Source organism: Halostagnicola alkaliphila (assembly GCF_055379965.1).
Window position 1 is genome coordinate 1,535,633 of sequence record NZ_AP043826.1, and the last position, 25,790, is coordinate 1,561,422.

Below are 25,790 nucleotides of genomic sequence, written 5' to 3' on the forward strand. Positions count from 1 at the left end.
ATTCGTATTATTTCTCACGAACGAACGAGTAGGGAGGAAAATAGATACGATCGAGTACCATTTCACATACCACGAAATGTGTGCTGCTATCGCCCGCTTTCTGCCAATACTGTTCGTGGCGGATCTGTCACAGCATGTGTCAGTTTGTGGTCAGTTGCGGAGATCAATACGATCGTGGCAATCCAAGCGTGTGCTCTCCCAGGAAGTTCTTGACCATCTCGTTAGTCACCGGCACGGTCTGGAGCAGCCTCGAGTTCTGCCAAATGTCGAAGACCTCGTACTCCGTCGAGAAGCCGTTTCCGCCGTGGGTCTGGATGGCTCGATCGGCGGCGTAGGTCGCGGCCTCGCTCGCGCGCAGTTTCGCCATGTTGGCTTCGGCACCCGCATCCTCGTCTTGGTCCCACTTCGAGGCGGCCTTGTAGGTCATCTCGCGGGCGCACATGAGCTCCGAGTAGGCGTCGGCGATCGGGTGCTGGATGGCCTGATGGCCGCCGATCTTCTGGCCGAAGACCGAGCGCTCGTTCGCGTAGTCGACCGCCAAGTCGATCGCACGGAGTCCCCCGCCGATGGCGCTGGCCGCGCCCGCGATCCGCTCGGTGTTCAAGGTATCCCAGAGCAGGTAGAGGCCGCCGTCTTCCGCGCCGAGGATCCGATCTTCGTGCACGCGAAGGCCGTCGATATCGACCTGGTACTGGGTTTCGAACCACGGCACTTCGACGTCCAGCGGCGTGAGCGAGATCCCATCTTGTTCGGCGGGTTCGGGGACGAGAAACAGCGAGACGCCGTGGGTCGGATTGCTCGAGTCGAACTCCGACGTTCGAGCGACCAATAACATTTCGTCGGCGTTCTCGACGCCGCTGATCCACATCTTCTGGCCGGAAAGGACGAACTCGTGACCGTTACCGTCGTCGCTGTTGGCGCCGTCGCCGCTATCGACGCCACCGTTGCCCCCACTGTCGCCGACTCGTTCGGCTCGAGTGTCGATGTTCAGCGTGTTCGTCCCCGCGCCGGCTTCGGTGAGTCCCATGCAAAAGCGCATCTCGCCCTCGGCGATCGCTGGCAGGTACGCTTCCTTCTGGGCCTCAGTTCCGTGGCGCTGGATGCTGATCCCACCGAAGACGGGCGTGAGAACGAAGATGATACCGCCCTGTCCGCCGCCCCGAGAGAGCTCCTCGATGACCATCGCCATCTCGAGCATACCCAGCCCGGCCCCGCCGTACTCCTCGTGGATGGTGACGCCGAGCCAGCCGTCTCGAGCGAGGTCGCTCCAGTACTCCTCGGGAAATCGTTTTTCGTCGATACAGTTCTTCCAGTACGATCGGTCGTAGTCCTCGGCGATCGATCCCACGCTGTCCCTGATGAGTTCGTGCTCGTCGGTCTCGGTGTAGTCCATACGTCGTCATCCAGAGACAGATCCTATATCGTTATGGTTACACATACCACGAAACGCGAACGGAGTTGAACGAAATTTGGTGGCCGAACGATTTTGATAATCGGTCACAATGAACAAGATATGATTCAGTCGATTCGGCGGACTCGCAAGCGCGCGGAGAGGCCACCGTACGCGGAGCGGGGTCGATGAAACTCACCCTCGAGGAGCCGCCCGACGAGGAGTCGGCTCGAGCGATCGCCAGCGCGATGGCGACGCACCTGGGACGGTCCGTCGAGCTCGTCGTCGACGGCGAGGCGCTCGTGACGGCTGGGAACGGCGATAGCGAGTTCGGCGATCCGGTAATTACGGACCGGGAGCGGCGATTACGCGAGGATATCGAGGAAATCCTTTCGGGCGGACCCGAACGCGGCCACGAGAAGCTCGAGGAACTCGGAAAGCGCTTCGTTCGAGATCGCCTCGAGTTGATCTTCGACGAAATCGAGTACGAAGATGGGACCTTCGCCCGCCATGATACCGACGGCGAGTTACCCGCAGACGGGCTGATAACGGGCGTCGGAACGATTCGCGGTCGGACGATCTTTTTCGCGGCTCACGACTACACGGTCAAAGCAGGCTCGCTCGGCCAGATGGGCGTCGAGAAAGAGATTCGACTCGCCGAACGTGCGGTCGAAGTCGGCGCACCGATTCTCCGGCTGATCGACTCGACGGGCGCGCGGTTGAACCTCGACGACCGGGAGCCCGGCGACACGCATATGGATCGCTACCGCGGCGGTCGGATGTTCCACAACCAGTGCATCCACTCAGGTCAGGTTCCTCAGATCGGCGTGCTCTACGGCCCGAACATCGCAGGCTCCGCGTACACGCCGGTCTTCTGTGATTACCTGCTCATGGTCGAGGAGATCAGCGGAATGGCGATCGCCAGCCCTCGAGTGGTCGAGGCCGTCACCGGCGAGGAGACGACCATGCAGGAACTCGGAGGGCCCCGCGTTCACGCCACGGAGTCGGGAAGCGCCGACCTCGTGGTCGAGGACGAGCGCGCGGCCGCCGACGCCGTCCGAGGTCTCCTGGGCTATCTTCCCCAGCGTCACGACGCCGATTTGCCGACGAGAGAACCGGCGTCTCCGGCGGCGAATTCCGAGGAGCTCGACACGGTCGTCCCCGAGGAGCCCAACGAGGCCTACGACGTTCACGACGCACTCGAGCGGCTGGTCGATCAGGGTTCGTGGTTCGAACTCAAACCCGAGTTCGCGCCGGAACTCGTGACCGGATTCGGGCGGATCGAGGGCCGACCGGTCGGCTTCGTCGCCAACCAGCCCGCCGTCAAGAGCGGCGCGATCTTTCCCGATTCCGCGGAGAAGGGAGCGGGGTTCGTCTGGACTTGCGACGCCTTCGGAATCCCGCTGGTTTACCTCTGTGACACGCCGGGCTTTATGGTCGGCTCGGCGGTCGAACGCCAGGGCGTCCTCCAGAAGGGCAGGAAGTTCATCTACGCGACCTCGAACGCGCAGGTGCCGAAACTCTGCGTCATCACCCGCAAAGCCTACGGTGCGGGAATCTACGGCATGGCCGGTCCCTCCTTCGATCCCGACGCGACCCTCGCCCTTCCGAGCGCCGAAATCGCCGTGATGGGGCCCGACGCCGCGGTGAACGCGCTCTTCGCGGAGCAACTCGAGGAGCTGGACGACGAGGATCGCGAGGCGTTCCTCGAGAGCATGCGCGAGGAGTACGACAGGCACATCGACATCCGCGCGCAGGCCTCGTCGATGCAAGTCGACGAGTTACTGCCGGCGGGTGAGCTGCGCGACCAGTTGGCGGCGCGGCTCCGAACGCTTCGGTCAAAGCGTCGAACGGAACGGGATCGGTATCACGGAACCGTGTTGTTTTGAGTGCCGTTCACCGCCTCCCGCTCTCCCAGCCGACGCAGTGCTCTCAGTCTGCGGGGGTCGACGGCGGTTTCTCGACGACGCCCTCCGTCCAGGTTCCTCGAAGGAACCAGACTCCCGCGATGAGGACGCTGACCACGTTCGAGACGGCCATCGCGATCCAGACGCCGGTTTCGCCGATGCCGGCCCACTGGATCAGCCCGTACGCGATGGGGATCTGGATGATCCACAGCGAGAGGATCGAAAAGCCCATCGCAATTTTTGTACTGCCGCTGCCGCGGAACGCCCCCATCAGGATCTGGAACACCCCGAGGAAGGCAAAGGTCGGCCCGACGATCGTGAGGAATTCCGCCCCCATCTGGATCACTTCTCCCGATTCCTCCTCGCCCGCCAGGAAGACGTCGATGATCTCCGGGGCGAACGCGTAGACGACGACGCTCATCGCCGCGAACGCGCCGCCGATGATCCCGGCGTTCAACAGGACGCCGCGCCGAGCGCGGTCGCTTTGTTCCGCGCCGAGGTTTTGGCCGACCACGACTTCGGTTGCCTGCGCGATACCCAACGAGAGGAGGGTAAACACCGCGTAGACGCGACTGCCGACGCCGAAGGCCGCGACGGCGTCAGAGCCGGCGATGGCGACCATTGCCGTCAGTACCGACAGGCCAAGGGCTCGAGTGCTCTGTTCGATTCCGGCCGGGATCCCGAGTCGGACGATCGTTCGCACGGTCTCGAGTTTCAGACGGAACTGCTTGAGCGTCGGGCGGATGCCGAGCTGGCCGGAAAACAGCAGCCAGATGCCGATGGCGGCACCGACCGCGCGGCTGATCACCGTCGCGATCGCCGCGCCCTGGACGTCGAGGCCAGCGAAGCCGGTCATCGAGTACAGCGACGACTCGAGGGCGGACAGCCCGAGCACGCTGAAGACCGGGTTGTCCTCGAATCCGAGGATGAGGAACGGATCGAGCACGACGTTGAGGACGACGCTGACGGTCATCAGATACAGCGGCGTGCGCGTATCGCCCCAGCCGCGCAACAGCGCCTGAAACATGAAAAACGCGAAGACCGTCACCGTCCCGATGAACCAGGTTCGGGTGTAGCTCACGGCCATCTCGTGGACCGCGCTTCCGGCTTCAGCGCCCACCAGGGTGAGCAGTTGTGGCGCGAAGATGTAGCCGATGATTGAGGCGATAATCGAGACGAGCAACACGAACGACATCGTCTGGCCGACGACGTGGTCGACCTCGTCGTGGTTCTCGGCCCCTTTGTGCTGGGCGATCAGGATGGTGCCCGCAACCGTAAAGCCGCCGCCGATGCTGATCACCAGGAAGATGATCGGAAACGCGAAGGAAATCGCGGCGACGGCGTCCGCGCCGACGCGCCCGACCCAGAACGTGTCGGCGACGTTGTAGGCCACCTGCAACAGTTGCGTGAGGACGAGCGGAATCGCGAGGAAGACGATCGGCTTCAACAGCTCTCCGTCCGTGACGTCGACGGACCGATCCTCGCCCGGCGCGCTCATTCTTCACCCGAAACTCGAGTTCCGAAACCGACGACTCGCCGTTGAGACGCACGACCGTCACTGCCGAAGAGAGACCTGAGAGGGGTATTCAACCGCTCGGGAGACCGATCCGAGCCGATCGGCCCGAACCAATTCGTCAGTTGCCACATAGTAACTGACTAGTCAGTCAGCCCGTAAATGGGTTTCGTGAGACGCCGTTCACACGCGATAAATATTACCAACTCGTCGCGGTTTCTGTTGAAGCCGTTCCGGTCTCCGGTTCGAGTTTCCGCTTCGAGCCTCCGTTTCGGGACGATACTCTCAGAAGGCAGATTTCGTCGAATTCACATCGGCGTCGGCGCGAGTAACTGCCCGCCGTCGACCGCGAAGAACGACCCCGTCACGTAGGCCGCCGCGGGACTCGAGAGAAAAAGCGTGATCGGGACGCAGTCGGCGGGTGTCCCGAGCCGATCCGCGGCGAGGTCGTCCTCGATGACCTGGTCGGCGACCGCCTCGCCCATCACCTCCATCACACCTTCAGTTCTAATTACGCCCGGCGCGACGGTGTTCGCTCGGATGCCGTGTCGAGCCCACTCGGCCGCCACGGTCTGCATCAGATTGTGGACGCCCGCCTTGCCTGCGCCGGAGTGGGCATGGTAGGGCGCTCCCCGAACCGAATTCGTCGCCCCCATCGAGACGATGGTCCCGCCGCCGCGTTCGATCATGTGTTCGCCGACGGCGAAGGTGCAGTTGGCCGTCCCGTCGAGGATCGTTCCGACGACGGACCGCCAGCCGTTCGCCGATAGCTCTTGTGCAGGTGAGAGGAAGTTCGCGCCCGCGTTGTTGACCAGAATCGAACAGTCCCCCAGTTCCTCGAGCACCGTTTCGAGCATCGCCTCGACATCTTCGGCGTCCCGAACGTCGACCGTGGTCGCGCACGCCGTTGCCCCTCGAGCCTCGAGTTCGTCGACGACCGGCTCGAGGTGCTCCATCGAGCGGCTCGCGATCGCCACGTCCGCGCCGTGGTCCGCGTACGCGAGCGCGACCGCCCGTCCGATTCCGGTGCCGCCGCCCGTGATCAGGGCAGTCTCGCCCTCGAGCAACTCGTCGCTGAAAATCTCCGTACTCGGCGGGGTCTCCTCGAAGCTCATCTAGATCCCCCCGTCGTATTCGACTCGGGTAGTGCTAGGTGCAGCTCTCGGATCGAACTCGCGTTCGTGTTCGAGACCGCATCGAGTAGGTCGAAAGCCCCTTGCGCTGTCGGCTCCCGGGCCTCGCTTCGCCCTTCGGTCGCTCGCCGAACTCGCTCCCTGCAGTGCTTGCTCAGCGAGACGCGACGCGTCTCGCCGATCCCTCGCTCGCTTCGCTCGCGAGGGCGTCGGCCGGATTCGCCCACAGCGCAAGCCCCTTTCAGTCCCACCCCGCGCCGGATGGTCGGTCCTGCTGTATAGGGCCGGATGGGCGGTCCTGCTGCGGCAGGGTGGGTAGTCGACTCTGCTGCGGGTCGGTTATTGATGCGCTGTCGCGTCGCTCGACTCATCCGTCCACCCCCAGAATCTCGCGAGCTTGGTCGGGCGTCGCCGGCTCCCGACCGACCTGTCGGACCATCTCGACGGCGTCTTCGACCAGTTCGGTGCTGCTCTCGGCCATCTCGCCGTTCGGGCGGTAGAAGTTGTCCTCGAGGCCGACGCGGACGTTGCCGCCCATCGCGAGCGCCGCCGAAACCAGCGGCCACTGGTCCTCCCCGATACCGATCACCTGCCAAGTGGACTCGTCGGGAAGCTGGCGCACCTGGTGGGCGAGGTTCTCGACCGTCGCCGGAATCCCGCCGAGGACGCCCATCACGAAGCTGACGTGGAACGGCCGCTCGAGAACGCCTTCCGCCAGCAGCGGCCGGGTGTTCCCGACGTGGCCGATGTCGAAACACTCGAGTTCCGGCGTCACGCCCGAGTCGTTCATTCCCGAGAGAAGCTCTCTAATCTCCGAAAACGGGTTCTCGAAGACCATATCGAAGACGTACTCCTCGCGGCGGTGAGAGTACTTCGCGTAGTTCATCGAGCCCATGTTGAGCGCGGCGATTTCGGGTTCGACCTCCCGAACGTACGCCAGTCGATCCTCGAGTGGCGTTTCGATCGCGCCAGTCGAGAAGTTGAGCACGATGTCCGTCCGCTCGCGAACTTCGTCGTGGATCTCTTGGTACGTGTCGCTCGAGAACGTCGGTGCACCGTCGTTCGTCCGGGCGTGGATATGTGCGACGGCCGCGCCAGCATCGCGGGCTGCCGCAGCTTCCTCGGCGATCTCCGCGGGCGTGTAGGGGATCGCCTCGCACTGGTCTCGAGTCGTCAGCGCGCCGGTGAGTGCGGCCGAAACGACCACCCGTTCGGGGTCGTTTCCTTTCGTCGATTCCTGTCGTTCGAAGATACTCGCTCCCGACACGGTCACCGCCCCCGCCACTCGGGCTCGCGGTCGGTCAGAAATGCGTCGATCCCCTCCTCGGTGTCCTCGCTCATCGCGATCATGGCGATCATCTCTTTGAGGTACGAAAGCGCCGCGCCGAAGGGCATCTCCCGCTGTTCGTAGTAGGCCTCTTTCCCCATCGAGATCAGCGCGGGACTGTTGCTCGCGAGGGTGTCGACGAGATCCTCGAGCGCCTCGTCGAATGCGTCGGCGTCGGGATCAGCGTCCGAAGTACCCTCGAGACCGACGACGTCCGTCACGAGCCCCATCTCGAGGGCCTCCTCGGCTCCGACGCGCTCGCCGGTAAAGAGCAGTTTCAGCGCGGCCTTTTCCGACGCCGCGCGGGTGATGGGTGCCATCGCTTGGGCGGGAAAGAGGCCGACGTCGACCTCCGGCGTGCCGAACTCCGAATCGGCGCTGGCGATAACGAACTCGCAGGCGGTCGCGAGTCCGAGTCCGCCGGCCAGACAGTGCCCTTCCACAGCGGCGACGGTGAGCGCGTCGGTTTCGTGCATCCGCTCGATCACGCCCGACAGTCCGCCGAAGCTCTCTCGGTAGGCCTGTGTCCCCTGCCCGATCGGAAATTCTCGAAGGTCGCCGCCGGAGCAGAACGTGCCGTCGCTTCCGCGGATGACGACCACTCGGGTCGGCCCCGAATCCGCCGCCGAGAGCGCGTCCTCGAGTCCGCGGATCACCTCGTCGTTGAGCGCGTTCCGCCGTTCCGGTCGGTCGATGGTCGCTCGGAGGACGAGGTCGTCCGCGCTCGTCTCGACCACGAGTCCGTCCCTCGAGAGCGACGCTCGTTCGTCCATCTCACACCACCTTCACGAACCCACGACGGTGACGGTAACTGCTGGCTGAACGCTGCTCTCGCTGGGATGTCGGCCTGGAGACGTCGTTGGACACCATATGGTTGAGATTAACACGCAATACCGTAAATATGGGTCAAAGGAACGGCTTTTCCGTGTCTAACAGTTTTCGAGGCGATCGACCGCTCGACTCGAGGATCCCCTCGCAGCGATTACTCGACCAGTTCCACAGAGATCAGTCGACCAGTTCAGTCAACGTCGATTCGATCGAATCTGCTGCCGCTCGTATGTCGGGTAATCTGACGTACTCTCGCTCCGAGTGGGCAACACCGCCGTTCTCGTCGGAAAGAACACCGGGTCCAAAGACGACCGTCGGTGCATCGGACGCGAAGAACGCGGCTTCGGTTGCGGCACCGAACGGGCGGACCTCCCCACCGGACGTAGCCTGGAGCGTCCGCACCAGTTCGTCTTCCTCGTCGGTCACGAAGGCCTCCGGGAACGGCGTGTCGGGTCGTACGAGGTCGACAGTGACCGAGAGTTCGTCCGGCATTCGTCGTGCCAAATGAGTCCGTAGCCCCTCGCGAAAGGACTCGCTCGTTTCCGGGGGGACGTTCCGACGATCGACAATGAGCTGACACCGCTCGGGAACTCGGTTTGTCGCTTCCCCTCCCGCAAGCCCAGTCGGGGTCAACTTCGGGCGTCCGAGCACCGGATCCTCACCCGGACCCAGGCCGTCCTCGTCGTACGTCCGAACTGCCTCGAGGACGTTCTCCAATCCGAATACTGCGTTGGGTTCTGCGGGCACACTCGCTGCGTGTCCGCTCTCGCCTTCGATCGTGATCGTCGCCCCGCACTGGCCTCTCGCCGCGATACAGACGTCCAGATTTGTGGGCTCGCCGACGATGTAGCCGTCGGCCGAGAGCGTCTCTTGGAGCCCCTTTGCGCCGGTCATGAGCGTCTCCTCGTTGGGCGTGATGGCGAGCGTTACCCGTCCCGCGGTCGGCCGAACCGCAAGGAACGCGTCGAGCAACGCGGTGAGTGGCCCCTTCGCATCGCAGGACCCACGACCGCGGACGACCTCACCATCGCGGCTGTAGGGAACGTGTGGTGCGACCGTATCGATGTGCGTGTTCAAGACGATGTGCGGTCCATCTCCCGCCCCACGGCTCGCCAAAACGTTCCCGTGATCGTCGACCGTCGGGTCGTGACCCGCGTCTCGAAGCGTCTCTACGAGGAGTTGGCGCATTTCCGTCACGTCTTCGTGAGATGCCGTCTGTACCGCCTCGGCGAGGAATCGCGTGCAATCTATAGTCATACGATCGAAGAGAGTCCACCGTCGCGGGTGCGACGGTCCTTTGATCTCTGTTCCGAACGCGTCGCTATAAACGTCCGCTTTTGACGCCATTATCGTGGCGATTATGCCTCTCGGCTGAGTAGTTTCGTCGATGGTTTCGATCAGGTTCGTGGATTCGCAGTCCAGAAAACGGCATACGAAGACGATAAGACGGCTTCTCGTAGCGGCTGACGACTCGTTCGTTCCGCCGCTAACGGGGCCAGAACGAACCAGCGTCGCACGATCCGCTGATGAGGGCGGACAGACTGATATCGACGGATACGTCGACCGGTGTCTCTCCCGTCCGATGGTTGGCGCGTTCGACGACGGCGACCTCGTAGGATTCAGTTCGTTTCACGAGATGACGTCCTCGCCCCCGCTCGAGGACTACACCCCGACGAACCACGTTTCGATCCTGATAGTCGACGAGCGATATCGAAATCGAGGAATCGCAACGCAGTGCTACGAGTATCTCATCGATGAGGTGCCCGAATCTCTCGAGCAACCCTCGATATCGACGAAAACCTGGCACACGAATCACGCGCACATCGCCGTCCTCGAAGCCCTCTCGTTTTCGCGTGTCGAGCAGATCCCGGACGATCGAGGCCCGGGTATCGACACCGTCTATTACGCTCGACAGACGTGACCAGCGTTCTCGCTTCGCACGTTGAATGCGAGAACCGACGCGCACCCACACCGATCCGCGCCGTCGTTTTTCGATTGCTGGCGTTACTTTTTGCCGCCACCTTCCGTGCTACTCTCGTCTCATTGACACCGCTGGCGCTCCGGCCACAGGACGAGCCAGACGGCCGCGAGACTGAGCAGAACCACGACCGAAACTGCCGGTCGATACAGTTCGGGTGAAAGCAATAACGTAATCGTCTGGAGGCCGCCGACGAACACGCCCAGAAATCCGAACATCGACGGGACGATGCTTCGGACCGCCACGTGACCCGTGTTGCGCCGAACCCGAACGACGTCGTCACAGAGTGCACCTGCGGCTTCCCGTTCGGTCGCAGGTAACAGGATAACTCGATCCTTGATGTCCGTTGTGTCGAAGTCTTCGTCGGTTTCGATGAGGTGGCTGTCCGGTGTGATTTCGTAGCATTGGACCGTTCGAGGGGCGTGATCGCCGACGATATCCACCCGGTCACCGTCATCGATGCCGAGAACGCGCATCGTTTCCCGGTTGACTCGAGCGATGCCGCGTCCTTCGTCGGTATTGAGCCCGAGGATGACCCGTAGGCGAATCTCGTGATACCCAACGGCGGTGTCGCACAGTCGATCGGTCACTCGAGCCCCGGCTTCCCGGAGCCGGGCGATCGGACCCGTATCGTCGACCGTCGTAGACGTCGTTTGAACTGGCGTTCGGAGCCGAACCGTTCGACAGATATCGTCGCTCACCCGAGACGCGATCTCGACCCGCAGTAACTTTCGTGAGCGCGTCCCCAACGAGATTTCGTCGGTGCCTAATTCCGGTTCGGCGCGAACGTTCCCTCGCAGTCGACCGCCCGTTTCCGGATTGTAGCACTCGATTTCGTCACCGTCGTCGACGTCGATCGTCTCGAGAACACTCGGGTGGACTCGACACTCGTCACCTCGAGTGCTTTCCGTTCGAGTCGAGAATCGAACGACTCGAAGCGCTCCGGACTCCTGTCCCGGGACCGACTCGAGCTCCAACGTTGAGGCTTCGTGCTCGGGCAGCCGATCGATTCGCCGTCGGACGTTTTGGCGCAAATACGCGTCCGGGGTCGGATCCGCATCGGATTCGTGAGCGTCGGCAAATCTGAGCGCGTACAGTGTCACGGTCTGATCGCTGTCGGGTGCCGATGCGCGTACGTACCCCGTCGTCGCATCCCCGGGGAAGAGTCGGTCGGCGACGCAAGCCGGGAGGACGATCACGTCCTTGAATTTGTCCTGACTGGGTTCGAAGTCTGCCGCTTCGAACCGCCGACGAGAGGAGACTCGAACGCGAACGACGCCCGGGTCGGCGTCTCCGTGCTCCGCGTTCGGTACTCCCGTTTCACCACGTTCGCGACGCTTACTGTTCGACTCGAGTGACATCTTCAAGTGTCTCCCGTCGCCGGACAACGCGGCTCTTTCCGTTCTCGAGTGCAACCTCGGCCGGTCGCGGCTGCGAGTGGAACTGGCTGGCAAGTTCATACCCATACGAGCCGGCGTTCCCAATCGCGAGGATGTCTCCGCGTTCCGGCCGTGCGACCGGTCGGTCGTGAGCGAAGACGTCCGCGCTGGTACAGACCGGACCGCCGACCGTGACCGGCAGCGGCTCGCGACCCGGTTCGGTGACGTTCAACATCGGGTGATAGGAATCGAACATCGCGGGACGGATGAGCGTCGCGAGACTGGCATCGACGCCGACGACCGTCGTATCGGGTGCGTTCTTGATCGTGTTCACCTCGCTCAGAATCAGGCCCCCGTCGGCGACAATGTAGCGTCCCGGCTCGAGCTTGAGGGTCGCGTCGAGCTCGCCAACAGCGTCCCGAACCGCATCCGAGGCGGCCTCGAGATCGAGCGGCGCCTCGTCCTCGTGGTAGGGGACGCCATAGCCGCCGCCGACGTCGACGAACTCGAGGTCTTCGTCGCCGACTCGTCGCGCCATCTCTCCGACTCGTTCGATCGCTCGGCAGTGGTCCTCGAGGCCGTCAGTCAGGACGCCGCTACCCGCGTGGGCGTGGATTCCAACGAGTTCGAACTCCTCGCGGACGCGGTCGGCGACCTCCGGAACGCGTTCGTAAGGGATACCGAACTTCGCATCGGCTCCGGTTGCGACCTTTTCGTGGTGACCCGTTCCGATTCCCGGATTGATGCGGATCGCGATCCGTCCGTCGTACCCCCGTTCTGCGAGGCGGTCGAGGGTATCCGTCGCGCCGATCGTGATCGTCAGTCCGGGGTTTTCGTCACCGAGATCGACGGCGTAATCGAGATCGTGATCCGGCGGGTTGACGGCGGTGTACTGGAGTTCGTTCGGATCCGCACCGGCGTCGATCGACCGCTGCAACTCGCCCCAGGCCGCACACTCGATCGTTGCACCCGCCTCGAGGACCGCCTCGAGAACGGCCCGTCCCGTGTGTGCCTTTGCCGCATACATTACGTCTGCGTCAGGAAAGGCGGCGTCAAATCGGGTGTAGTTCGCCTTCACGCGATCGAGGTCGATTACGTAAAGCGGCGTTCCGTACTCCGCGGCGAGCGACTCGAGTTTCCCGGCGTCCCAATCGGCGAGCCGGCGAACCGCCGGCGAGTCCTCGATAGCAGTCATTGTCAACTGCAAGTGACCGGGAGGATTCAAGCGTTTGGGTTTAGCCAGCGGACTGGTGCCCTACGCAGACGTCCCGGAAACAGTGCCCGATTGAGGTGGCCGAAACGATCGAAGAACGGACCGGCGAGGCCGTCGACGGTCGCGCCGAACCGGTCGAGTTCGGGTTACTCGAGTTTCGGTCCCTTGGTTCGCGAGAGCCCGAGACAACCAAAAACAGCGTACTCGACGGGTTACTCGCGAAGCGTGTCCTCGCGTTCGGTCGCCTCGAGCGTTTGCGTCTCGAGGTCGGTCGCGACGACGGCCGGCTTGTACGCGCCGCCCTCGAAGAGGTCGTGGTCGCTAACCGAGGACTCGACGAATCGGGTGAACGCCCGACGCTCGGCGGGCAGTTCGCCGAAGATGACCTCCTCCTCGACGAGATCGTAGACGGGGATTCGGGGCGTGAGCAGCGTGTTCTCGCCGACGACGCTGTTCTCGCCGACGACGAAGCCGCTGGTGACGCGACAGCCCGCGCCGAGCGAAACGCCGTCTTCGACGATGACCGGCGCGTCCTCGACGGGCTCTAAGACGCCGCCGATGAGCGTGTTCGCGCCGAGTTTGACGTTCTCGCCGATCTGGGCGCAGGAGCCGACAGTGTCACAGGAGTCGACAAGCGTGCCGTCGCCGACGTGGGCGCCGATGTTGACGAACGCGGGGCTCATCATGATGCAGTCGGAGCCGATATGTGCGCCGCGGCGGACGGCCGTCCCGTCCGGCGTGTTGCGGCTCCCGCGGTCGCCGTACTCGCTCGAGTCCGCGAGCGGAAGGACGTCGTTGTAGGTGACGCCGCCGTACTCGCGGGGCTCGGTCGATCGAAGGCCGAAGTTGAGCAGGATGCCCTGCTTGACCCAGGCGTTAGCTTCCCAGGTGTCGCCGTGCTTTTCGGCCGCGCGAACGTCGCCGGCCTCGAGCGCGTCGAGGAAGTCCTCGAGGGTCGCGAGGGCGTCCTCGTCGGCCGTTTCTGCGTTGATTTCGTCGTTTTCGTACCGTTCCCACAGGGTCGAAATGTCGGATTCGAGTGCGCTCATTCTGCGATCACGTCCGAAAAGTCGTAGTAGCCCGACTTGCGTCCTGCGATCCAGACCGCCGCGTCGACGGCCCCCGCGGCGAACACGCCGCGATCCTCCGCACGATGTGTGAGCCGGACTTCCTCGTGGTTTCCGGCCAGCAGTATCTCGTGCTCACCGGTGATGTCGCCGGCCCGAAGCGCGTGAACGCCGATCTCGGCTTCCTCTCGGGGTTGATCACCTTCGCGCCCGTGCGTGCGCTCGCTAAAGTCGCCGTTTTCCTCGATCTCATCGAGCAGTCGGTTCGCCGTCCCGCTCGGGGCGTCTCGCTTGCCGTTGTGGTGGGTCTCGACCAGTTCGACGTCGTAGCCGGGCAGGTTACTGACCGCCTCGCCGACGACGTTGACCAGCGCCTGCACGCCACGAGCGAAGTTCGGCGCGTGCAAGAGCGGAATCGACTCGCTGGCGTCCTCGAGCGTCTCGAGGCCGTCGTCGTCGAAGCCGGTCGTTCCGGTGACGAACGCGACGCCTTCCTCCGCACAGCTTTCAGCGTACTCGAGCGCTGATTCGGGGCCCGTAAAGTCGATTACGGCAGCAGGTTCGCGTTCGACGACGAGATCGTCGAAGGTATCGGCGGACTCGAGTTCGACCCCGTGGACGTCCTCGGCGTTCGTACTGCGGTTAACCGCGAAGACGACTTCGACGTCCTCTCGCTCGGTGACCGCGCCGATCACTTCCTCGCCCATCCGGCCCGTGGCCCCGGTGACGCCGACCCGGACCGTCATCGATCACCCTCCGGCCTCGTGTCAGCGACCGCCGCGGAACTCTCTTCTAGATCCGAGAGGACGGTCTCGAGTCCCTCCTGATACTCCTCGGAGAGTCGCGTGAGCGGCGGACGCATTCGCGCCGAGCAGTTGCCGCGGATCTCCATGGCTTCCTTGACCGGAATCGGGTTCGTCTCGACGAACAGTTCGCGAAACAGCGGGCCGAGTTCGTGGTGCAGGTTCCGAGCGCGCTGGTAATCGCCGTCGAGCGCGGCTCCGACCATCGCGCAGGTCCGTTCGGGTTCGACGTTCGCGGCGACGCTGATCGTCCCGGTTCCGCCAACGGAGATGACCGGGAGCGTAAACGCGTCGTCGCCCGAAAGCACCGAGAAGTCCTCGTCCGTCGTTCGTTCGACGATTTCGCCGATCGCGCCGAGGTCGCCCTCCGCGGCCTTGTAGCCCGCGATGTTTCGGTGCTCGGCGAGTTCGACGACCGTGTCGGGCTCGAGCGTCTGGCCCGTTCGCGAGGGAACGTTGTAGACGATCTGTGGCACGTCGACGGCGTCGGCGATCGTCCGGTAGTGCTCGAGAAAGCCGCGCTGTTCGGGCTTGTTGTAGTACGGCGAAATGAGGAGCAGGCCGTCCGCGCCGGCGTCGGCGGCGCGCTCGGAGAGCTCGAGCGCCTCTCGAGTGTTGTTCGAACCGGAGCCCGCGATCACGGGCACGTCGCCGACGGCGTCGATGACCGCCTCGACGACCTGAACGTGCTCTTCGTGAGTCAGCGTCGCGGATTCGCCCGTCGAGCCGACGGGAACGAGGCCGTCGACGCCCGCGCGCTCGAGTCGCTGTGCGTCGGTCTGGAGGGTTTCGAAGTCGATGCGTTCGTCTTCGTCGAAGGGCGTACACATTGCCGGGAAGACGCCCGTAAAGTCGATATCGTCCGTCATGGGTGTTCTATTGGTATGTTGGTGGGTCGTTGGCTACTTGGATGTGATGATTCGTGCGTCCCCGCCCGAGCGGTCGCTGGTCGGAGTTGGAGTCAGGATCGCACCCAAAACGGGACGCCACGCCCGCCTCGAGTACTCTCAGGCACGTTTTTTCAGAAAACGAGGTTTCGCACCGCTCACGGTCGGGCTGGCCGATCGGTGAGCGAGGCGACGCATACTGGATAGCTCACAGCGGACGAACTTATCCGTTGTGGATTTCGGCGGCCGATCGTGTTCCCCGATACGCGCTCTATACCCTATTGCTGTCGATCATCGTCCGTCCTTGTCCTGCCGACGCCTGATTATGGAGCAATCGTTCCCGATTGGGCAAAACTCAAACAAGTGCCGCGGTAACGCATGACATCACGTTTCGCGTAACTTATGCCATCGGCTTACCAATACCACCCTATGACAGATTTCGGACTGAAACTTCGGATGGTCGTCGTCGGTACCATCCTGTTTGCACTGTATATCGGTGCAGCGACCGTGCTGTCGGTGATGCTGGGTCTTCCACTGATCCCCGTCTTACTCGTCGGGATCATCGTCCTCCCAGCGGTTCAGTACAAAATCGGGAAGTGGATGGCTCTCCGTGGCGCTGAAGAGATGCCCGAGGACGGACAGTATCAGGAAGTCCATCAGATGACGGAGTCGCTCTCTCGCGATATGGGCGTCAAAAAACCCAAACTGATGGTCATGGATATGGGCGTTCCCAACGCGTTCGCCGTCGGACGAAAAGGCGCCGGCGTGGTCTGCGTCTCGAACGAACTGATGCACTTGCTCGAGCGCGACGAACTCGAGGGCGTCATCGCCCACGAGATCGCTCACATCAAAAACCGCGACGTCATCACGATGGTCGTCGGCCAGTCCATCGGGATGATGGTCGGTTACGTCGCATACTTCGCGGTACTGATGGGCGGCGAACGAAACATCGGGAGCTACATCCTCGCGATAGCCGCCTCGACTATCGCGAACATGCTCGTGATGATCTTCGTGCTCGCGATTTCGCGATACCGAGAGTACGTCGCCGACGACGACGCGCGACAGGCGATCGGCAGCGGCGACCCGCTCGCGCGAGCGCTCGAGAAGATTTCTCAGGGCGCACAGGGCAAGGAGTCGAAGATGGACGACAGCATGAGCGCGCTCTGTATCCTTAACTCGGACAAGAGCATCATGGAAAAGATCTTCGCGACCCACCCGCCGACGGAAAAACGCATCGAGAAGCTCCGATACTAACTACCGAAGCGGGTGTCGCGAGTTGGTAAGTATTTCGACCGCTACGACGCGATTTTTTTACGTGCGCCCGTCACATACGCGAGTGTGACAGATATTCATCCAAGTCAGCGCGTCGCGGTTCTCGTCGACGCCCAGAACCTCTATCATACCGCACAAAGTATGCACAGCCGTAACATCGATTACTCGGCGTTACTCGAGAAAGCCGTTCAGGATCGACAGCTCGTTCGCGCCATTTCGTACGTGATCCGCGCGGATTCGCCCGAAGAGGAGACGTTCTTCGACGCGCTGGTCGACATCGGTTTCGAGACGAAAATTAAAGACATCAAGCGATTCTCCGACGGGACCAAGAAGGCCGACTGGGATGTCGGGATGAGCCTCGACGCGATCACGCTGGCGAATCACATCGACACGCTCGTTCTCTGTACCGGCGACGGGGACTTCTCCCGGCTCTGTTCGCACCTCCGCCACGAAGGCGTCCGCGTCGAAGTGATGGCGTTCGAGTCCTCGACCTCCGAGCAACTCATCGATGCCGCGGATACGTTCCTCGATCTCGGCGAACGCCACGAAACGTTTCTGCTCTAAGTACTCGAGTTCGCCCCTCCACTCCTCGAGTTCAGGTCTCAGCGCGTACTTCTCCCTACTACCTTCGGGAAGAGTCCCCTTTCGAGAAACATCTCGAGTACCGAAACAAACGGCGTTTTTTGAACGAAGAATTACTGACCTACAATCCATCAGACGGCGACTCGAGATCCTGCAACGATGACCCGAAGCGGTTCAGTACTGCCCACGAGGGTCGGCATTGTTTCGAACGACGCCGATCATGAGCGCACCAGCGGCGACGAGCGCTGCGACGATCGGGACCGTATAACCGAGCGCACTCGAGTCGAGGAGAGCCGGTCCAGTAAGTGTGAGACTGCTCACGCCCAGCAGGGCGAGACCGAGACCGATCTGTGTGACGTTCATGCGATTGGTATCCCTTTCGAACGATGTTTTATAACCTTCACTATCTCGTTCGGACCCTGGCTGCGGTCCTTCGGCAAAACACTCCGAATTTCTCGGATAGAGCTCCCTGGTTGACTACTTCCGCGGTTTTAAACTCGCGAGCGGTCGGACAAGACGTTCGACACCCTTTCGAGCACCGAGTTCCGACAGTGGATAATGAGCGAACGAGTCGACGGCCGAACCGGGATTTCGAATCTCCGAACGATCGCGGACTACCAGTTCGGGTCCGGTGCGGGGGAGACGTTGTTTCCGGAAGACGGGTCGCTGACGATCAAACGGACCGCCTCGGGTCGTCCCCAGCAGGTCCTCGCCGAGTCGGGTCGAATCGTCTCGTTCGGAACTGACGGCCGTTTCACGCTCGGGATCGAAGGCGGACGTCGTCTCGCCTCGGCGCTCGAGTCGCCAGCCTATCGCGTCATCGTTGACGACGAAAGCGAGCCGTTCGTGCGCGACGGCAAGAACGTCTTCGCGAAGTTCGTCCTCGAGGCGGGCGAACAGATCAGACCGGGAGACGAGGTTGTGGTAGTACACGAACGCGGCGAAGTGATCGCGGTTGGCCGTGCGGAGCTCGACGCCGCCGGAATGGGGGACTTCCAGACGGGGATGGCGGTGAAAGTGCGGAACGGCGTCCCGCAAGCGGAATAGTTCTCGTTCGTCGTTTATTTCTCTCGCATCGGAGGGTTCTCTCGTTGCGGTGAACGTTTCGAATCGAGCGTTCCAGACCGCAGGGTAAAAGGTCGCGGGTGACGAGAGTCAGAGTATGTTTGGAGGAGGCGGCGGCGGATTGAATCCGCGCAAGATGGAACAGATGATGGAACAGATGGGGATCGACGTCGACGACATCGACGCCGAAGAGGTCATCATCCGCACGGCAGAACACGACCTCGTCTTTACCGACGCGGAAGTGACGAAAATGGACGCACGCGGCCAGGAAACCTACCAGGTCATCGGGACGCCCGAGGAACGCGATTCGGGTTCCGCGGGAGCGATAGAAAGTGCCGACGCTGACAGTGGCGGTGACTCGAGCGGCGTCGACGAAGACGACGTCGACCTCGTCGTCACGCGAACCGGCGCAAGCGAGGACGAAGCCCGCGAAGCGCTCGAGAACAACGACGGTGATCTCGCGGCGACGGTCGCGGAACTCGAGTGACGTGACGGTTCCCGTCTTGCTCGTTCGTGACGACCGGGAGTATCTCGTCGAACCGGGCGAAGAGTTCGGTACGGACCTCGGTGTCCTCGAGGTTCCCGAAGATATCGAACCGGGTACGACCCTCGAGACGCATCTGGGGACTGCGTTCCGGGTCCGACGGCTCCGCGGTCCGGACCTATTTCACCACTTCGAACGGACGGGTGCCCCGATGGTGCCCCGCGATATCGGACTGGTGATCGGCGAAACGGGGATCTCGGTCGGTGACCGGGTGCTCGATGCCGGAACGGGAACGGGCGTCCTCGCAGCGCTCGTGGCTCGTGCCGGCGCGGATGTCGTTACTTACGAACAAGATTCCGAATTCGCCGAGGTCGCACGCGAGAACATGACACTCGGCGGCGTCGAGGATCGCGTGGAGGTTCGCGCCGGCGACGTGATCGACGACCTCGAGTCGTTGACCGAGGAGCCCTTCGACGTGGTCACGCTCGACACCGGCGACGCGCCGTCGATCGTCGCGTCGGCGGCCGACCTCCTTGTCGAAGGCGGATTTCTCGCGGTATATAGCCCCTTCGTCGAATCGACTCGAGACGTCGTCGCGGCCGCTCGAGAGGCCGAACTCTCGAACGTCAGAACTCGAGAGACGATCCAGCGGGAGATGGATTTCGACGAGCGCGGCTCGCGACCGTCGACGGCGCCCGTCGGTCACACCGGGTATTTGACGATCGCTCGAAACGAGTAACCGACGCGGTCGGTGACGCACGTCCTTGATAGCTCAAGCATTGCACTATTCTCCGGGACGACCCACGTTTCATTGCCCGCAATTTTCAAGCGGGCAACCGAAAACCGGATCGGGCACTGTCAGAGGCACGGAACGGTTCGGGCACTCTCGTCGTCGAGACGAGGGGGACTCTCTCGCTCGACGTCGTTTTTGATACTATCGGATAGAAGTCAATACGAAGTCGGTCGCGAATTTGCGGCCGTCTCCACCGGCGACGGCTCAACGGAGCGACCGATCTTCACGTAGTACTGTCTGATAGTATGGGACGGTCCGGTAGTATAGACTGAAACGTACCCACAGACGTGAACGACTGCCCCGCCTCGAGTAGCGGATTCGAAAGTAGTTCGTCTCGACTCGGTTGGGCGGCCGGTCGCTCGACTCGAGCCCTAGTTATCGTCTTCGCGCCACTTGTACTCGCATTCCGAACAGATGAAAAACCGCGTTTCGGATTCGTCCGCCGAACGGATCTGTTTCATGTACCAGTACGCCCGATCGTGGCCACACTCCGGACAGTGGGCATCGGTTTCGGGTAACGACGTCTCGCCGGAGGATTCGATAACCTCACTGGCTTCTTGCCCTTCGGTTACGGTGTACTTTGCGGCGTCACCTTTCGGCTTCGTGAAGTCACAGCTCCCACAGACCCACGTGCCGTCCTCGGCTTTCATCATCGAACCGCATTCGTCGCAAAACTCCATCAGTATACGGGCTACGAAGTCCGAGTGACTTAAGCGACCCGTTTACCGGATCAGTTCGATTCGGAACGGGTCGTTCCAGTAGTGCCATCAGGAAGCCGTACGGGTTACATTTCGATTCGAAACCATAATTGGGATGGGTTACCGATCTATCAAAAGATGGCGGCACTCTTTCGGCGAGTTTACTCCGCATTCGTTGTCGATCGGCAAGTCCTCGCGCTCGCGTTCGCACGGATGGCGGACGGAATCGGCAACTCGTTTCTTATCGTCGTTATTCCCCTCTACGTTGGCAGCGATGTCATTACCGGCGCAACCTTCGGTCTCGCGGAGTCAGTAATCATCGGCGGCATACTCTCGTTGTTCGGGTTTGTAAACAGCAGCTTCCAGCCGTTTACGGGTCGACTTTCCGATCGGACGGGGAGGCGAAAAGCGTTCATTCTCGTCGGACTGTCCGGGTTGGCGGTAACGAACCTCGCGTACGTCTTCGCCGAGAGCTATCTCTCGCTGGTCGTAATTCGGGGTCTACAGGGATTGAGCGTCGCGTTTATCGTTCCGGCATCGATCGCGCTGGTGAACGAAATCGCGACCACGGAAGATCGAGGCGGAAATATGGGTGTCTACAACACCTTTCGCCTGATCGGCTTCGGTGCCGGCCCGGTCGCGGCGGGTGCGGTCGTCAACGCCGGTCCGTACTCGATCCCTCTCCTCGGTGGCTTCTCCATCACCGGATTCGACGCCGCCTTTTACGTCGCCGCGATTACCGCAACGATTAGCTACGTGATGGTCACGATCCTCATCGCAGACCCCGAATCGACCAGGGAAAACGCGGGGGCCGACATGTCGATCGCCGTGCGGGATCCGTCTGGATCGAACTTCTTCGATCCGATTTTCACGTTAGGCGTGGCGACGCTCTTTCTGGCGACCACGATCGGACTTTTCGCGACGATCCAACCGCAGATCAACGAGCACTTAGAGCAAGGCGCGACGTGGTTCGGCCTCCAGTTTGCGGCCTTCGTCATCGCACAGGTTCTGCTCCAGACGCCGATCGGTCGGGCCTGTGACCGGTACGGTCGTCGGCCGTTCATCGTGCTCGGGATGGCCTTTCTCGTTCCGACGACGCTCGTCCAGGGGTTCATCGATACCTCCGAACTGATGTTGCTCGCCCGACTCCTACAGGGAGTTGCGGGCGCGATGGTGTTCGCGCCGTCGCTCGCCCTCGCCGGTGACCTCGCCGGAAAAGGGGAATCCGGAACCAAACTGTCGATCCTCACGATGGCGTTCGGCTTTGGAATCGCCATCGGCCCCCTCGCATCCGGTCTCTTGATCGGGTACGGATTCGCAGTGCCGTTCGTCTTCGGTGCAGTGATCGCGGCTGTCGGCGCGGCGCTGGTCTTCACACAGGTCGAGGAAACGCTCGAGACGGCGACGACGCTCCCCGGTATCGGAAGCTGAGTGGCGATCCACTGACAGGACGACTCTTCTTCGTGATCTCCACGGAGACCGAAATTCGGATCGACAGGGCGCAACGCAAAAGTACCGGATGCACATACGATTCGACGATGACGCTCTCGGAGGAGGCTCGAGAACGGTTGGCCGACGTGGTGGAGCTACAGCCGACGAAAAACTCGGAACTACAGGACCGGTGGGGTGTCGAAAGCGGCAGCGAGGTCCATCAGATCCTCGAAAACGATCTGGGTGACTACTACTTTCGCGACGACAACAGTTTGATCCGCGCGACCGCGGAAGCGGCGGAACTGGTCGACGTCGAACCCGGCGTCGTCAGCGATCCGGACAGCGACGGCGCGCCGTCGGCGATTCGCGTCCCGGAGTTACACGCACAGATCGTCGAGGTACTCGCCGGCCCCGACGAAGAATCGGAGAGCGTGGTTTCGGTCCTCCACAAGCTCCGAGAGGCCTACGATGTCGATCCGGAAAGCGAAGACGTCCGATCCGGCCTCCAGAGTCTTCGCCGGAAAGACGTCGTGGAAGTCGAGTACCGAACGGTGCCGACGTTTCGACTCGCGCTCGACCGCGACGACCTCGAGGTTTCGGTCTCGGATTCGGACTGAGACGGTTGCAACGGGGGGCGACCGGTTCCGTGCTATAATCCCGGCCGGTTTCGGCGCCGCCGCTCTTCGAGCAGTTTCTGCGTTCGTTTGCCAGGACCACCTTCGATCGGCCACCCGCGGGTTCGCCAGGTGGGCGGTTCCGGTTCGTAGGACGGACACGATCCGGAGCACTCAGCCGCGGTCGGGAGACAGTCTTTCGCCCGACAGTACGGGAGGAACTGGCCGTGCGAGCGAAGTTCGAACGCCTTGCAATCGGGCCGCATCGTATCCACGAACGAGCGCCAACCGCGCTCGTAGGCGCGCTCAGCGATCGCGAGTCGCTGCTTTGCTTTCACCTCGGGATCGACGTATTCGAATCGGGCGGCCGAGGCGTCCCGATTGTTTCCGGACGGACGCTCCTCGATCCGCGTCCCGGGATCCTCGACCGAGAGCGCTCGCGGATGCCACGCGACCGCTCCCTCGAGAGTGGCCGGGTCGAGCGAGAGAATCCCGGCTTCGACCGGAAGTCCCTCGAAGAGTGCCGGTTCGACGCGGTCGCCCGTGGCCTCGGTCGCGACCCAAACCTCGTCCGCCAGCGCCATCGCGACGTCGTACTCGAGTTGTGGACCGAGCGTCCGGGCGGCGCTGGCGTCGAGATCAGGCTTGTTCTCGATCGCGATAATCCGCTCGAGCCAGTCCGGATAGGACCACTTTCTGCGAATCTCGATCCGGTTCCCGTTTCGACGGGTTTCGAGAATGTTTCGATCGTCTGCTTCGTGGATCGACTCGCGAACGTACCGCCAGGGGTAGCCGGGATGGGGGAGCGCGTCGCGGTAGTAGGCCCACTCCTCGGGTGCGTTTCGGACGACGTGTAACAGGTCCCCGTCGAGGCGGTCCGGGCCGAAGAGCGCACGCTGTCTGAGCCCGTCGAGATCGCATTCGAGAACGATGGTATCCCACCGTCGGCGTTTCGTGCCGAGCTGGCGGGCGACGACGACCGAGCAATCTGCCTCCTCGAGCGGCCACTCCCGCTCGACCCAGCGACAGCAGGCGAGTTCGAACCCGAATTCCGAAGATCCGTGGAGACTCACTGGTCGGCACTACGAGTGGGGTATCGAAATGTGCTGTGGTCTTCGAGAACTCGATTCCTGGGTTCAGTCGCTTGCCCACACCAGCAGCTAGACGCCGTTGTGCATCCCGGTTGAAAACGAGTTCCGCTTAGATCTCGTCTTCGGCCTCGAGCACGTCGAGGTAATCGTGAGCCTGTTCGAAGATCTCTCGAGGACCGTCCTGCGTGACGGTGTTGACCGCCTGCTCGTAATCGCGCCACTGGAGGTCGCGGTGCTCGCTCGAGAGTTCGGCACTCGCTTCGAAGGATTTCGCGATAAAGAGGTGGACGGTCTTGTGAATCGTCGTTCCGTTCGCCTCGAAGACGTAGCTGTAGTCCTCGCGAAAGCCATCAAGTAATCTAAACTGCTCTATTCCTGCCTCTTCCTTTACTTCGCGGATAGCCGTCTGCTGAAGTTCTTCGCCTCCCTCGACACCGCCCTTGGGAAACTCCCAATCGCCTGGGCGGCTCTTGAGTAGAAGATACTCGCGCCGGCCCCGCGTATCGCGGAAGAGGATCGCGCCTGCGCTCGTAGCTTCGACTGCCATTACAGGGAATAACGGGTGTGGCGTTAAGTGAATATCGGACTGTCTTCTGGCGCTAGATCATGACACGTCTCTGCCTGCCAGACACGCACCTCCGTCTGCCGACCGCCGACGTATCTCAGCAAGCTTTTACGCCATCACCGAGGATGTGTGTACAACACCAGCCATGACCTTCGTCACACGTCTCACGCTCCAGAGTGGTGATCGAGCGGCCCTCGACGGGCTCGTCGAGGATATCAAAGAAACCGCCGAACGCAAGGGAGCGGCGCTGAAAGGCCCGCATTCTCACCCGCCGGAACGGCTCTCGGTCCCACAGCACTGTCGACTCCACAACGACGACGAGCGACGATTCGCCTCGTGGGAGTACACCGTTTTCACGCGCGAACTCGAGATTCACGGACACGATAACCTCGCACGAAATATCGCATCCCAGAACTTTCCCCAATCGATTCACATCGAAGCCGAAGTCGAGCAGATTCACGACATGGGGAACTGAGCCGATCAGCGTTCACGGACGAGCCGGCTACGAGATTCGCCGGTTCGGTCCTCTCCCGATGAACCAGTCGCGACGAAGGTGGTTCGTTCTCCCGTCTCCGTTTCGGCCGTTGCAACGAAACGCCCTCTCAGCAGTGATTCGCCGACCAGTTAGACGTCCGTAATACGGTGTTCGAAGAGTCGTTCGCCGGTATCCTCACAGGTCACGGCGAACACTTTGTGCGAACTACAGCAGGATTCGACGACTTCTTCGCCCATCTGAATGTCGCCGTTGGTCGTCGGGCAGGTCTCGAGAAACATTCGAAGACTGTTCAGCACCTGTCCCTTCTGAGCGGGGTCGAACGTCTCCCAATCGTCGATCCAGGATTCGAAGACGCGGCTCGCGGCGATGTCCGCGACGAGCGCCGCGCGCGAGGGCCATTGCCCGGTTCGACTCGAGTTCGTCCGAAGGGTATGGACGTCGTCTCGCGTGACGAGTTCGAACTCCTCGGGATCGTCGTCGAATCCGAACGCCTCGACGGCCGCCGGTGCGGCGATCTCCGAGGAATTGATCGGTTCGATCGCTTCGAACCACGCGGTTTCGAACGCCTCGGTCAGACAGAGGTCCTCCGAGTCCTCGCACGGCTCGAGAATATTCTGCTCCAAAAAGTACGTCTCGAGATCCATCCCTGCTTCGGGCCCCTCGTCACTGTTGTCCGCTTGAGCCGATTCCGAGGCGGGAGCGGATTCGGACTGGTCCCCGTCTACGTCTTCAGCCGAGTCGGTTGGGGACTCCCCGTCCGTCCCGCTCGAGGCCGACGACGCTTTGGGACCGGTAGCTCCGTCGTCGTCCGCCCGCTCAGTTACCGTCCGCTCGCTATCGGTCTCCGCCTCGAGCGATCCGAGTCCGGATGCGACCACCGGCTCCGGATCTTTTCCAAACCACCGGAGGATCTCGGGCGGGAGATATCGCTTCGTTAGCGTCGGAGTTCCCGGAACGAGATACCCTCGCAGATAGATTAGCCCGATTGAACAGCCGATAGCGATCAGCCCGCCGAGTTTCGATTTACGTGCGATGAGAGAACTCAGAATGGCGGCAATAACCAGGTTCAAAATCGTACACGGCTCGCATCGGTTTTCGCCGGTGTATTCCGGCTGATGGAGCGCTTCGACGACATCAATCTTCATTTCATCCGTATGATCGAACTCATATATTGTTTAATTTTGGGGTCCGGCCTCGACGCTTCAATTCACTCGATTGACGATTCGAACGGCAGATATTCGGACGTTGAGCCGTTTTCACCGGCGCGATTCGTC

26 protein-coding genes are annotated in these 25,790 nt (G+C 62.1%); 10 read left to right on the forward strand and 16 right to left on the reverse strand.

Features of this window, described 5'->3' with window-relative positions; genetic code table 11:
• Nucleotides 1–163: 163 nt before the first annotated feature.
• Nucleotides 164–1,393 (reverse strand): acyl-CoA dehydrogenase family protein, encoded by a 1,230-nt coding sequence (locus tag ACZ5C7_RS12730; RefSeq protein ID WP_464376677.1) that lies wholly within the window; start codon nucleotides 1,391–1,393, stop codon nucleotides 164–166.
• A 185-nt stretch (nucleotides 1,394–1,578) separates the two neighbouring features.
• Here ACZ5C7_RS12730 and ACZ5C7_RS12735 point away from each other — a divergent pair, with 185 nt between their 5' ends.
• Nucleotides 1,579–3,279 carry an acyl-CoA carboxylase subunit beta gene (locus ACZ5C7_RS12735; protein ID WP_464376678.1) on the forward strand — a complete coding sequence of 567 codons (1,701 nt, stop codon included), beginning with the start codon at nucleotides 1,579–1,581 and terminating at the stop codon, nucleotides 3,277–3,279.
• 43 nt (nucleotides 3,280–3,322) lie between these two features.
• On the opposite strand, the gene ACZ5C7_RS12740 is transcribed toward ACZ5C7_RS12735, so the two are convergent.
• The 5 genes from ACZ5C7_RS12740 to ACZ5C7_RS12760 form a co-directional block, all read right to left on the reverse strand.
• On the reverse strand, nucleotides 3,323–4,795 hold the full coding sequence (locus ACZ5C7_RS12740; RefSeq protein ID WP_464376679.1) for an MATE family efflux transporter: 1,473 nt from the start codon (nucleotides 4,793–4,795) through the stop codon (nucleotides 3,323–3,325).
• 323 nt (nucleotides 4,796–5,118) lie between these two features.
• Nucleotides 5,119–5,925 carry an SDR family oxidoreductase gene (locus ACZ5C7_RS12745; RefSeq protein ID WP_464376680.1) on the reverse strand — a complete coding sequence of 269 codons (807 nt, stop codon included), beginning with the start codon at nucleotides 5,923–5,925 and terminating at the stop codon, nucleotides 5,119–5,121.
• Nucleotides 5,926–6,310: 385 nt separating this feature from the next.
• The gene (locus ACZ5C7_RS12750) at nucleotides 6,311–7,216 is read right to left on the reverse strand and encodes a beta-keto acid cleavage family enzyme (protein WP_464376681.1); all 906 of its coding nucleotides are present in this window, start codon (nucleotides 7,214–7,216) and stop codon (nucleotides 6,311–6,313) included.
• Nucleotides 7,213–8,043, reverse strand: a complete 831-nt coding sequence (locus tag ACZ5C7_RS12755; RefSeq protein ID WP_464376682.1) for an enoyl-CoA hydratase/isomerase family protein — start codon at nucleotides 8,041–8,043, stop codon at nucleotides 7,213–7,215. Before ACZ5C7_RS12755 ends, ACZ5C7_RS12750 begins: the two co-directional genes overlap by 4 nt.
• 232 nt (nucleotides 8,044–8,275) lie before the next feature.
• Nucleotides 8,276–9,355: a M20 family metallopeptidase gene (locus ACZ5C7_RS12760; protein ID WP_464376683.1), complete on the reverse strand. Its 1,080-nt coding sequence runs from the start codon at nucleotides 9,353–9,355 to the stop codon at nucleotides 8,276–8,278.
• Between the two features lie 130 nt (nucleotides 9,356–9,485).
• On the opposite strand from ACZ5C7_RS12760, the gene ACZ5C7_RS12765 reads away from it, so the two are divergent.
• A complete protein-coding gene (locus tag ACZ5C7_RS12765; protein WP_464376684.1) occupies nucleotides 9,486–10,019 on the forward strand; it encodes a GNAT family N-acetyltransferase in 534 nt (177 codons plus the stop codon).
• Nucleotides 10,020–10,138: 119 nt separating this feature from the next.
• Here the strand turns inward: ACZ5C7_RS12765 and ACZ5C7_RS12770 are convergent, their stop codons facing one another.
• The 5 genes from ACZ5C7_RS12770 to dapA all read right to left on the reverse strand — a co-directional run bounded on the left by ACZ5C7_RS12770 (nucleotide 10,139) and on the right by dapA (nucleotide 15,407).
• A complete protein-coding gene (locus ACZ5C7_RS12770; RefSeq protein ID WP_464376685.1) occupies nucleotides 10,139–11,437 on the reverse strand; it encodes a hypothetical protein in 1,299 nt (432 codons plus the stop codon).
• Nucleotides 11,415–12,650, reverse strand: a complete 1,236-nt coding sequence (gene lysA / locus ACZ5C7_RS12775; RefSeq protein WP_464376686.1) for a diaminopimelate decarboxylase — start codon at nucleotides 12,648–12,650, stop codon at nucleotides 11,415–11,417. The genes ACZ5C7_RS12770 and lysA overlap by 23 nt, the downstream gene beginning before the upstream one ends.
• Before the next feature lie 230 nt (nucleotides 12,651–12,880).
• Entirely contained in the window at nucleotides 12,881–13,717 is an 837-nt protein-coding gene (locus ACZ5C7_RS12780; RefSeq protein WP_464376687.1) for a 2,3,4,5-tetrahydropyridine-2,6-dicarboxylate N-succinyltransferase, read from the reverse strand.
• Nucleotides 13,714–14,481: a 4-hydroxy-tetrahydrodipicolinate reductase gene (gene dapB / locus ACZ5C7_RS12785; RefSeq protein WP_464376688.1), complete on the reverse strand. Its 768-nt coding sequence runs from the start codon at nucleotides 14,479–14,481 to the stop codon at nucleotides 13,714–13,716. Before dapB ends, ACZ5C7_RS12780 begins: the two co-directional genes overlap by 4 nt.
• Nucleotides 14,478–15,407 (reverse strand): 4-hydroxy-tetrahydrodipicolinate synthase, encoded by a 930-nt coding sequence (dapA, locus tag ACZ5C7_RS12790; RefSeq protein WP_464376689.1) that lies wholly within the window; start codon nucleotides 15,405–15,407, stop codon nucleotides 14,478–14,480. Before dapA ends, dapB begins: the two co-directional genes overlap by 4 nt.
• A gap of 447 nt (nucleotides 15,408–15,854) precedes the next feature.
• Here dapA and ACZ5C7_RS12795 point away from each other — a divergent pair, with 447 nt between their 5' ends.
• A complete protein-coding gene (locus ACZ5C7_RS12795) occupies nucleotides 15,855–16,679 on the forward strand; it encodes a M48 family metallopeptidase (RefSeq protein ID WP_464376690.1) in 825 nt (274 codons plus the stop codon).
• A gap of 84 nt (nucleotides 16,680–16,763) precedes the next feature.
• Nucleotides 16,764–17,261, forward strand: a complete 498-nt coding sequence (locus ACZ5C7_RS12800; protein ID WP_464376691.1) for a LabA-like NYN domain-containing protein — start codon at nucleotides 16,764–16,766, stop codon at nucleotides 17,259–17,261.
• A gap of 192 nt (nucleotides 17,262–17,453) precedes the next feature.
• On the opposite strand, the gene ACZ5C7_RS12805 is transcribed toward ACZ5C7_RS12800, so the two are convergent.
• Complete coding sequence (locus ACZ5C7_RS12805; RefSeq protein ID WP_464376692.1) at nucleotides 17,454–17,642, reverse strand: hypothetical protein; 189 nt, start codon at nucleotides 17,640–17,642, stop codon at nucleotides 17,454–17,456.
• A gap of 195 nt (nucleotides 17,643–17,837) precedes the next feature.
• Here ACZ5C7_RS12805 and ACZ5C7_RS12810 point away from each other — a divergent pair, with 195 nt between their 5' ends.
• The 3 genes from ACZ5C7_RS12810 (at nucleotide 17,838) to ACZ5C7_RS12820 (ending at nucleotide 19,567) form a co-directional block, all read left to right on the forward strand.
• Nucleotides 17,838–18,326 (forward strand): PUA domain-containing protein, encoded by a 489-nt coding sequence (locus ACZ5C7_RS12810; protein WP_464376693.1) that lies wholly within the window; start codon nucleotides 17,838–17,840, stop codon nucleotides 18,324–18,326.
• Nucleotides 18,327–18,441: 115 nt separating this feature from the next.
• Nucleotides 18,442–18,831, forward strand: a complete 390-nt coding sequence (locus ACZ5C7_RS12815) for a nascent polypeptide-associated complex protein (protein ID WP_464376694.1) — start codon at nucleotides 18,442–18,444, stop codon at nucleotides 18,829–18,831.
• A 1-nt stretch (nucleotide 18,832) separates the two neighbouring features.
• The gene (locus ACZ5C7_RS12820; RefSeq protein WP_464378445.1) at nucleotides 18,833–19,567 is read left to right on the forward strand and encodes a methyltransferase domain-containing protein; all 735 of its coding nucleotides are present in this window, start codon (nucleotides 18,833–18,835) and stop codon (nucleotides 19,565–19,567) included.
• A gap of 425 nt (nucleotides 19,568–19,992) precedes the next feature.
• Here ACZ5C7_RS12820 and ACZ5C7_RS12825 read toward each other — a convergent pair whose 3' ends face one another.
• Nucleotides 19,993–20,301: a transcription factor S gene (locus ACZ5C7_RS12825; protein WP_464376695.1), complete on the reverse strand. Its 309-nt coding sequence runs from the start codon at nucleotides 20,299–20,301 to the stop codon at nucleotides 19,993–19,995.
• 156 nt (nucleotides 20,302–20,457) lie between these two features.
• Between ACZ5C7_RS12825 and ACZ5C7_RS12830 the strand changes: the two genes are divergently transcribed.
• Together ACZ5C7_RS12830 and ACZ5C7_RS12835 are read left to right on the forward strand one after the other, a co-directional pair.
• A complete protein-coding gene (locus ACZ5C7_RS12830) occupies nucleotides 20,458–21,750 on the forward strand; it encodes an MFS transporter (RefSeq protein ID WP_464376696.1) in 1,293 nt (430 codons plus the stop codon).
• Between the two features lie 107 nt (nucleotides 21,751–21,857).
• Nucleotides 21,858–22,367 (forward strand): DUF5797 family protein, encoded by a 510-nt coding sequence (locus tag ACZ5C7_RS12835; protein ID WP_464376697.1) that lies wholly within the window; start codon nucleotides 21,858–21,860, stop codon nucleotides 22,365–22,367.
• Nucleotides 22,368–22,399: 32 nt separating this feature from the next.
• On the opposite strand, the gene ACZ5C7_RS12840 is transcribed toward ACZ5C7_RS12835, so the two are convergent.
• On the reverse strand, nucleotides 22,400–23,437 hold the full coding sequence (locus ACZ5C7_RS12840; protein WP_464376698.1) for a DUF5787 family protein: 1,038 nt from the start codon (nucleotides 23,435–23,437) through the stop codon (nucleotides 22,400–22,402).
• A gap of 127 nt (nucleotides 23,438–23,564) precedes the next feature.
• Entirely contained in the window at nucleotides 23,565–24,002 is a 438-nt protein-coding gene (locus ACZ5C7_RS12845; RefSeq protein WP_464376699.1) for a bis(5'-nucleosyl)-tetraphosphatase, read from the reverse strand.
• A 163-nt stretch (nucleotides 24,003–24,165) separates the two neighbouring features.
• Here ACZ5C7_RS12845 and ACZ5C7_RS12850 point away from each other — a divergent pair, with 163 nt between their 5' ends.
• Complete coding sequence (locus tag ACZ5C7_RS12850; protein WP_464376700.1) at nucleotides 24,166–24,495, forward strand: 30S ribosomal protein S10; 330 nt, start codon at nucleotides 24,166–24,168, stop codon at nucleotides 24,493–24,495.
• Between the two features lie 149 nt (nucleotides 24,496–24,644).
• Here ACZ5C7_RS12850 and ACZ5C7_RS12855 read toward each other — a convergent pair whose 3' ends face one another.
• A complete protein-coding gene (locus ACZ5C7_RS12855; RefSeq protein WP_464376701.1) occupies nucleotides 24,645–25,661 on the reverse strand; it encodes a DUF8054 domain-containing protein in 1,017 nt (338 codons plus the stop codon).
• Nucleotides 25,662–25,790: the final 129 nt, after the last annotated feature.

Coding starts and splice junctions, on each gene's coding strand:
- ACZ5C7_RS12730 (WP_464376677.1), bottom strand. CDS start 1,393: ATGGACTACACCGAGACCGACGAGCACGAACTCATCAGGGACAGCGTG.
- ACZ5C7_RS12850 (WP_464376700.1), top strand. CDS start 24,166: ATGACCTTCGTCACACGTCTCACGCTCCAGAGTGGTGATCGAGCGGCC.
- ACZ5C7_RS12745 (WP_464376680.1), bottom strand. CDS start 5,925: ATGAGCTTCGAGGAGACCCCGCCGAGTACGGAGATTTTCAGCGACGAG.
- ACZ5C7_RS12830 (WP_464376696.1), top strand. CDS start 20,458: ATGGCGGCACTCTTTCGGCGAGTTTACTCCGCATTCGTTGTCGATCGG.
- ACZ5C7_RS12770 (WP_464376685.1), bottom strand. CDS start 11,437: ATGTCACTCGAGTCGAACAGTAAGCGTCGCGAACGTGGTGAAACGGGA.
- ACZ5C7_RS12815 (WP_464376694.1), top strand. CDS start 18,442: ATGTTTGGAGGAGGCGGCGGCGGATTGAATCCGCGCAAGATGGAACAG.
- ACZ5C7_RS12740 (WP_464376679.1), bottom strand. CDS start 4,795: ATGAGCGCGCCGGGCGAGGATCGGTCCGTCGACGTCACGGACGGAGAG.
- ACZ5C7_RS12825 (WP_464376695.1), bottom strand. CDS start 20,301: ATGGAGTTTTGCGACGAATGCGGTTCGATGATGAAAGCCGAGGACGGC.
- ACZ5C7_RS12755 (WP_464376682.1), bottom strand. CDS start 8,043: ATGGACGAACGAGCGTCGCTCTCGAGGGACGGACTCGTGGTCGAGACG.
- dapB (WP_464376688.1), bottom strand. CDS start 14,481: ATGACGGTCCGGGTCGGCGTCACCGGGGCCACGGGCCGGATGGGCGAG.
- lysA (WP_464376686.1), bottom strand. CDS start 12,650: ATGACTGCTATCGAGGACTCGCCGGCGGTTCGCCGGCTCGCCGATTGG.
- dapA (WP_464376689.1), bottom strand. CDS start 15,407: ATGACGGACGATATCGACTTTACGGGCGTCTTCCCGGCAATGTGTACG.
- ACZ5C7_RS12855 (WP_464376701.1), bottom strand. CDS start 25,661: ATGAAGATTGATGTCGTCGAAGCGCTCCATCAGCCGGAATACACCGGC.
- ACZ5C7_RS12765 (WP_464376684.1), top strand. CDS start 9,486: ATGGTTTCGATCAGGTTCGTGGATTCGCAGTCCAGAAAACGGCATACG.
- ACZ5C7_RS12835 (WP_464376697.1), top strand. CDS start 21,858: ATGACGCTCTCGGAGGAGGCTCGAGAACGGTTGGCCGACGTGGTGGAG.
- ACZ5C7_RS12760 (WP_464376683.1), bottom strand. CDS start 9,355: ATGACTATAGATTGCACGCGATTCCTCGCCGAGGCGGTACAGACGGCA.
- ACZ5C7_RS12845 (WP_464376699.1), bottom strand. CDS start 24,002: ATGGCAGTCGAAGCTACGAGCGCAGGCGCGATCCTCTTCCGCGATACG.
- ACZ5C7_RS12795 (WP_464376690.1), top strand. CDS start 15,855: ATGACAGATTTCGGACTGAAACTTCGGATGGTCGTCGTCGGTACCATC.
- ACZ5C7_RS12780 (WP_464376687.1), bottom strand. CDS start 13,717: ATGAGCGCACTCGAATCCGACATTTCGACCCTGTGGGAACGGTACGAA.
- ACZ5C7_RS12810 (WP_464376693.1), top strand. CDS start 17,838: ATGAGCGAACGAGTCGACGGCCGAACCGGGATTTCGAATCTCCGAACG.
- ACZ5C7_RS12805 (WP_464376692.1), bottom strand. CDS start 17,642: ATGAACGTCACACAGATCGGTCTCGGTCTCGCCCTGCTGGGCGTGAGC.
- ACZ5C7_RS12735 (WP_464376678.1), top strand. CDS start 1,579: ATGAAACTCACCCTCGAGGAGCCGCCCGACGAGGAGTCGGCTCGAGCG.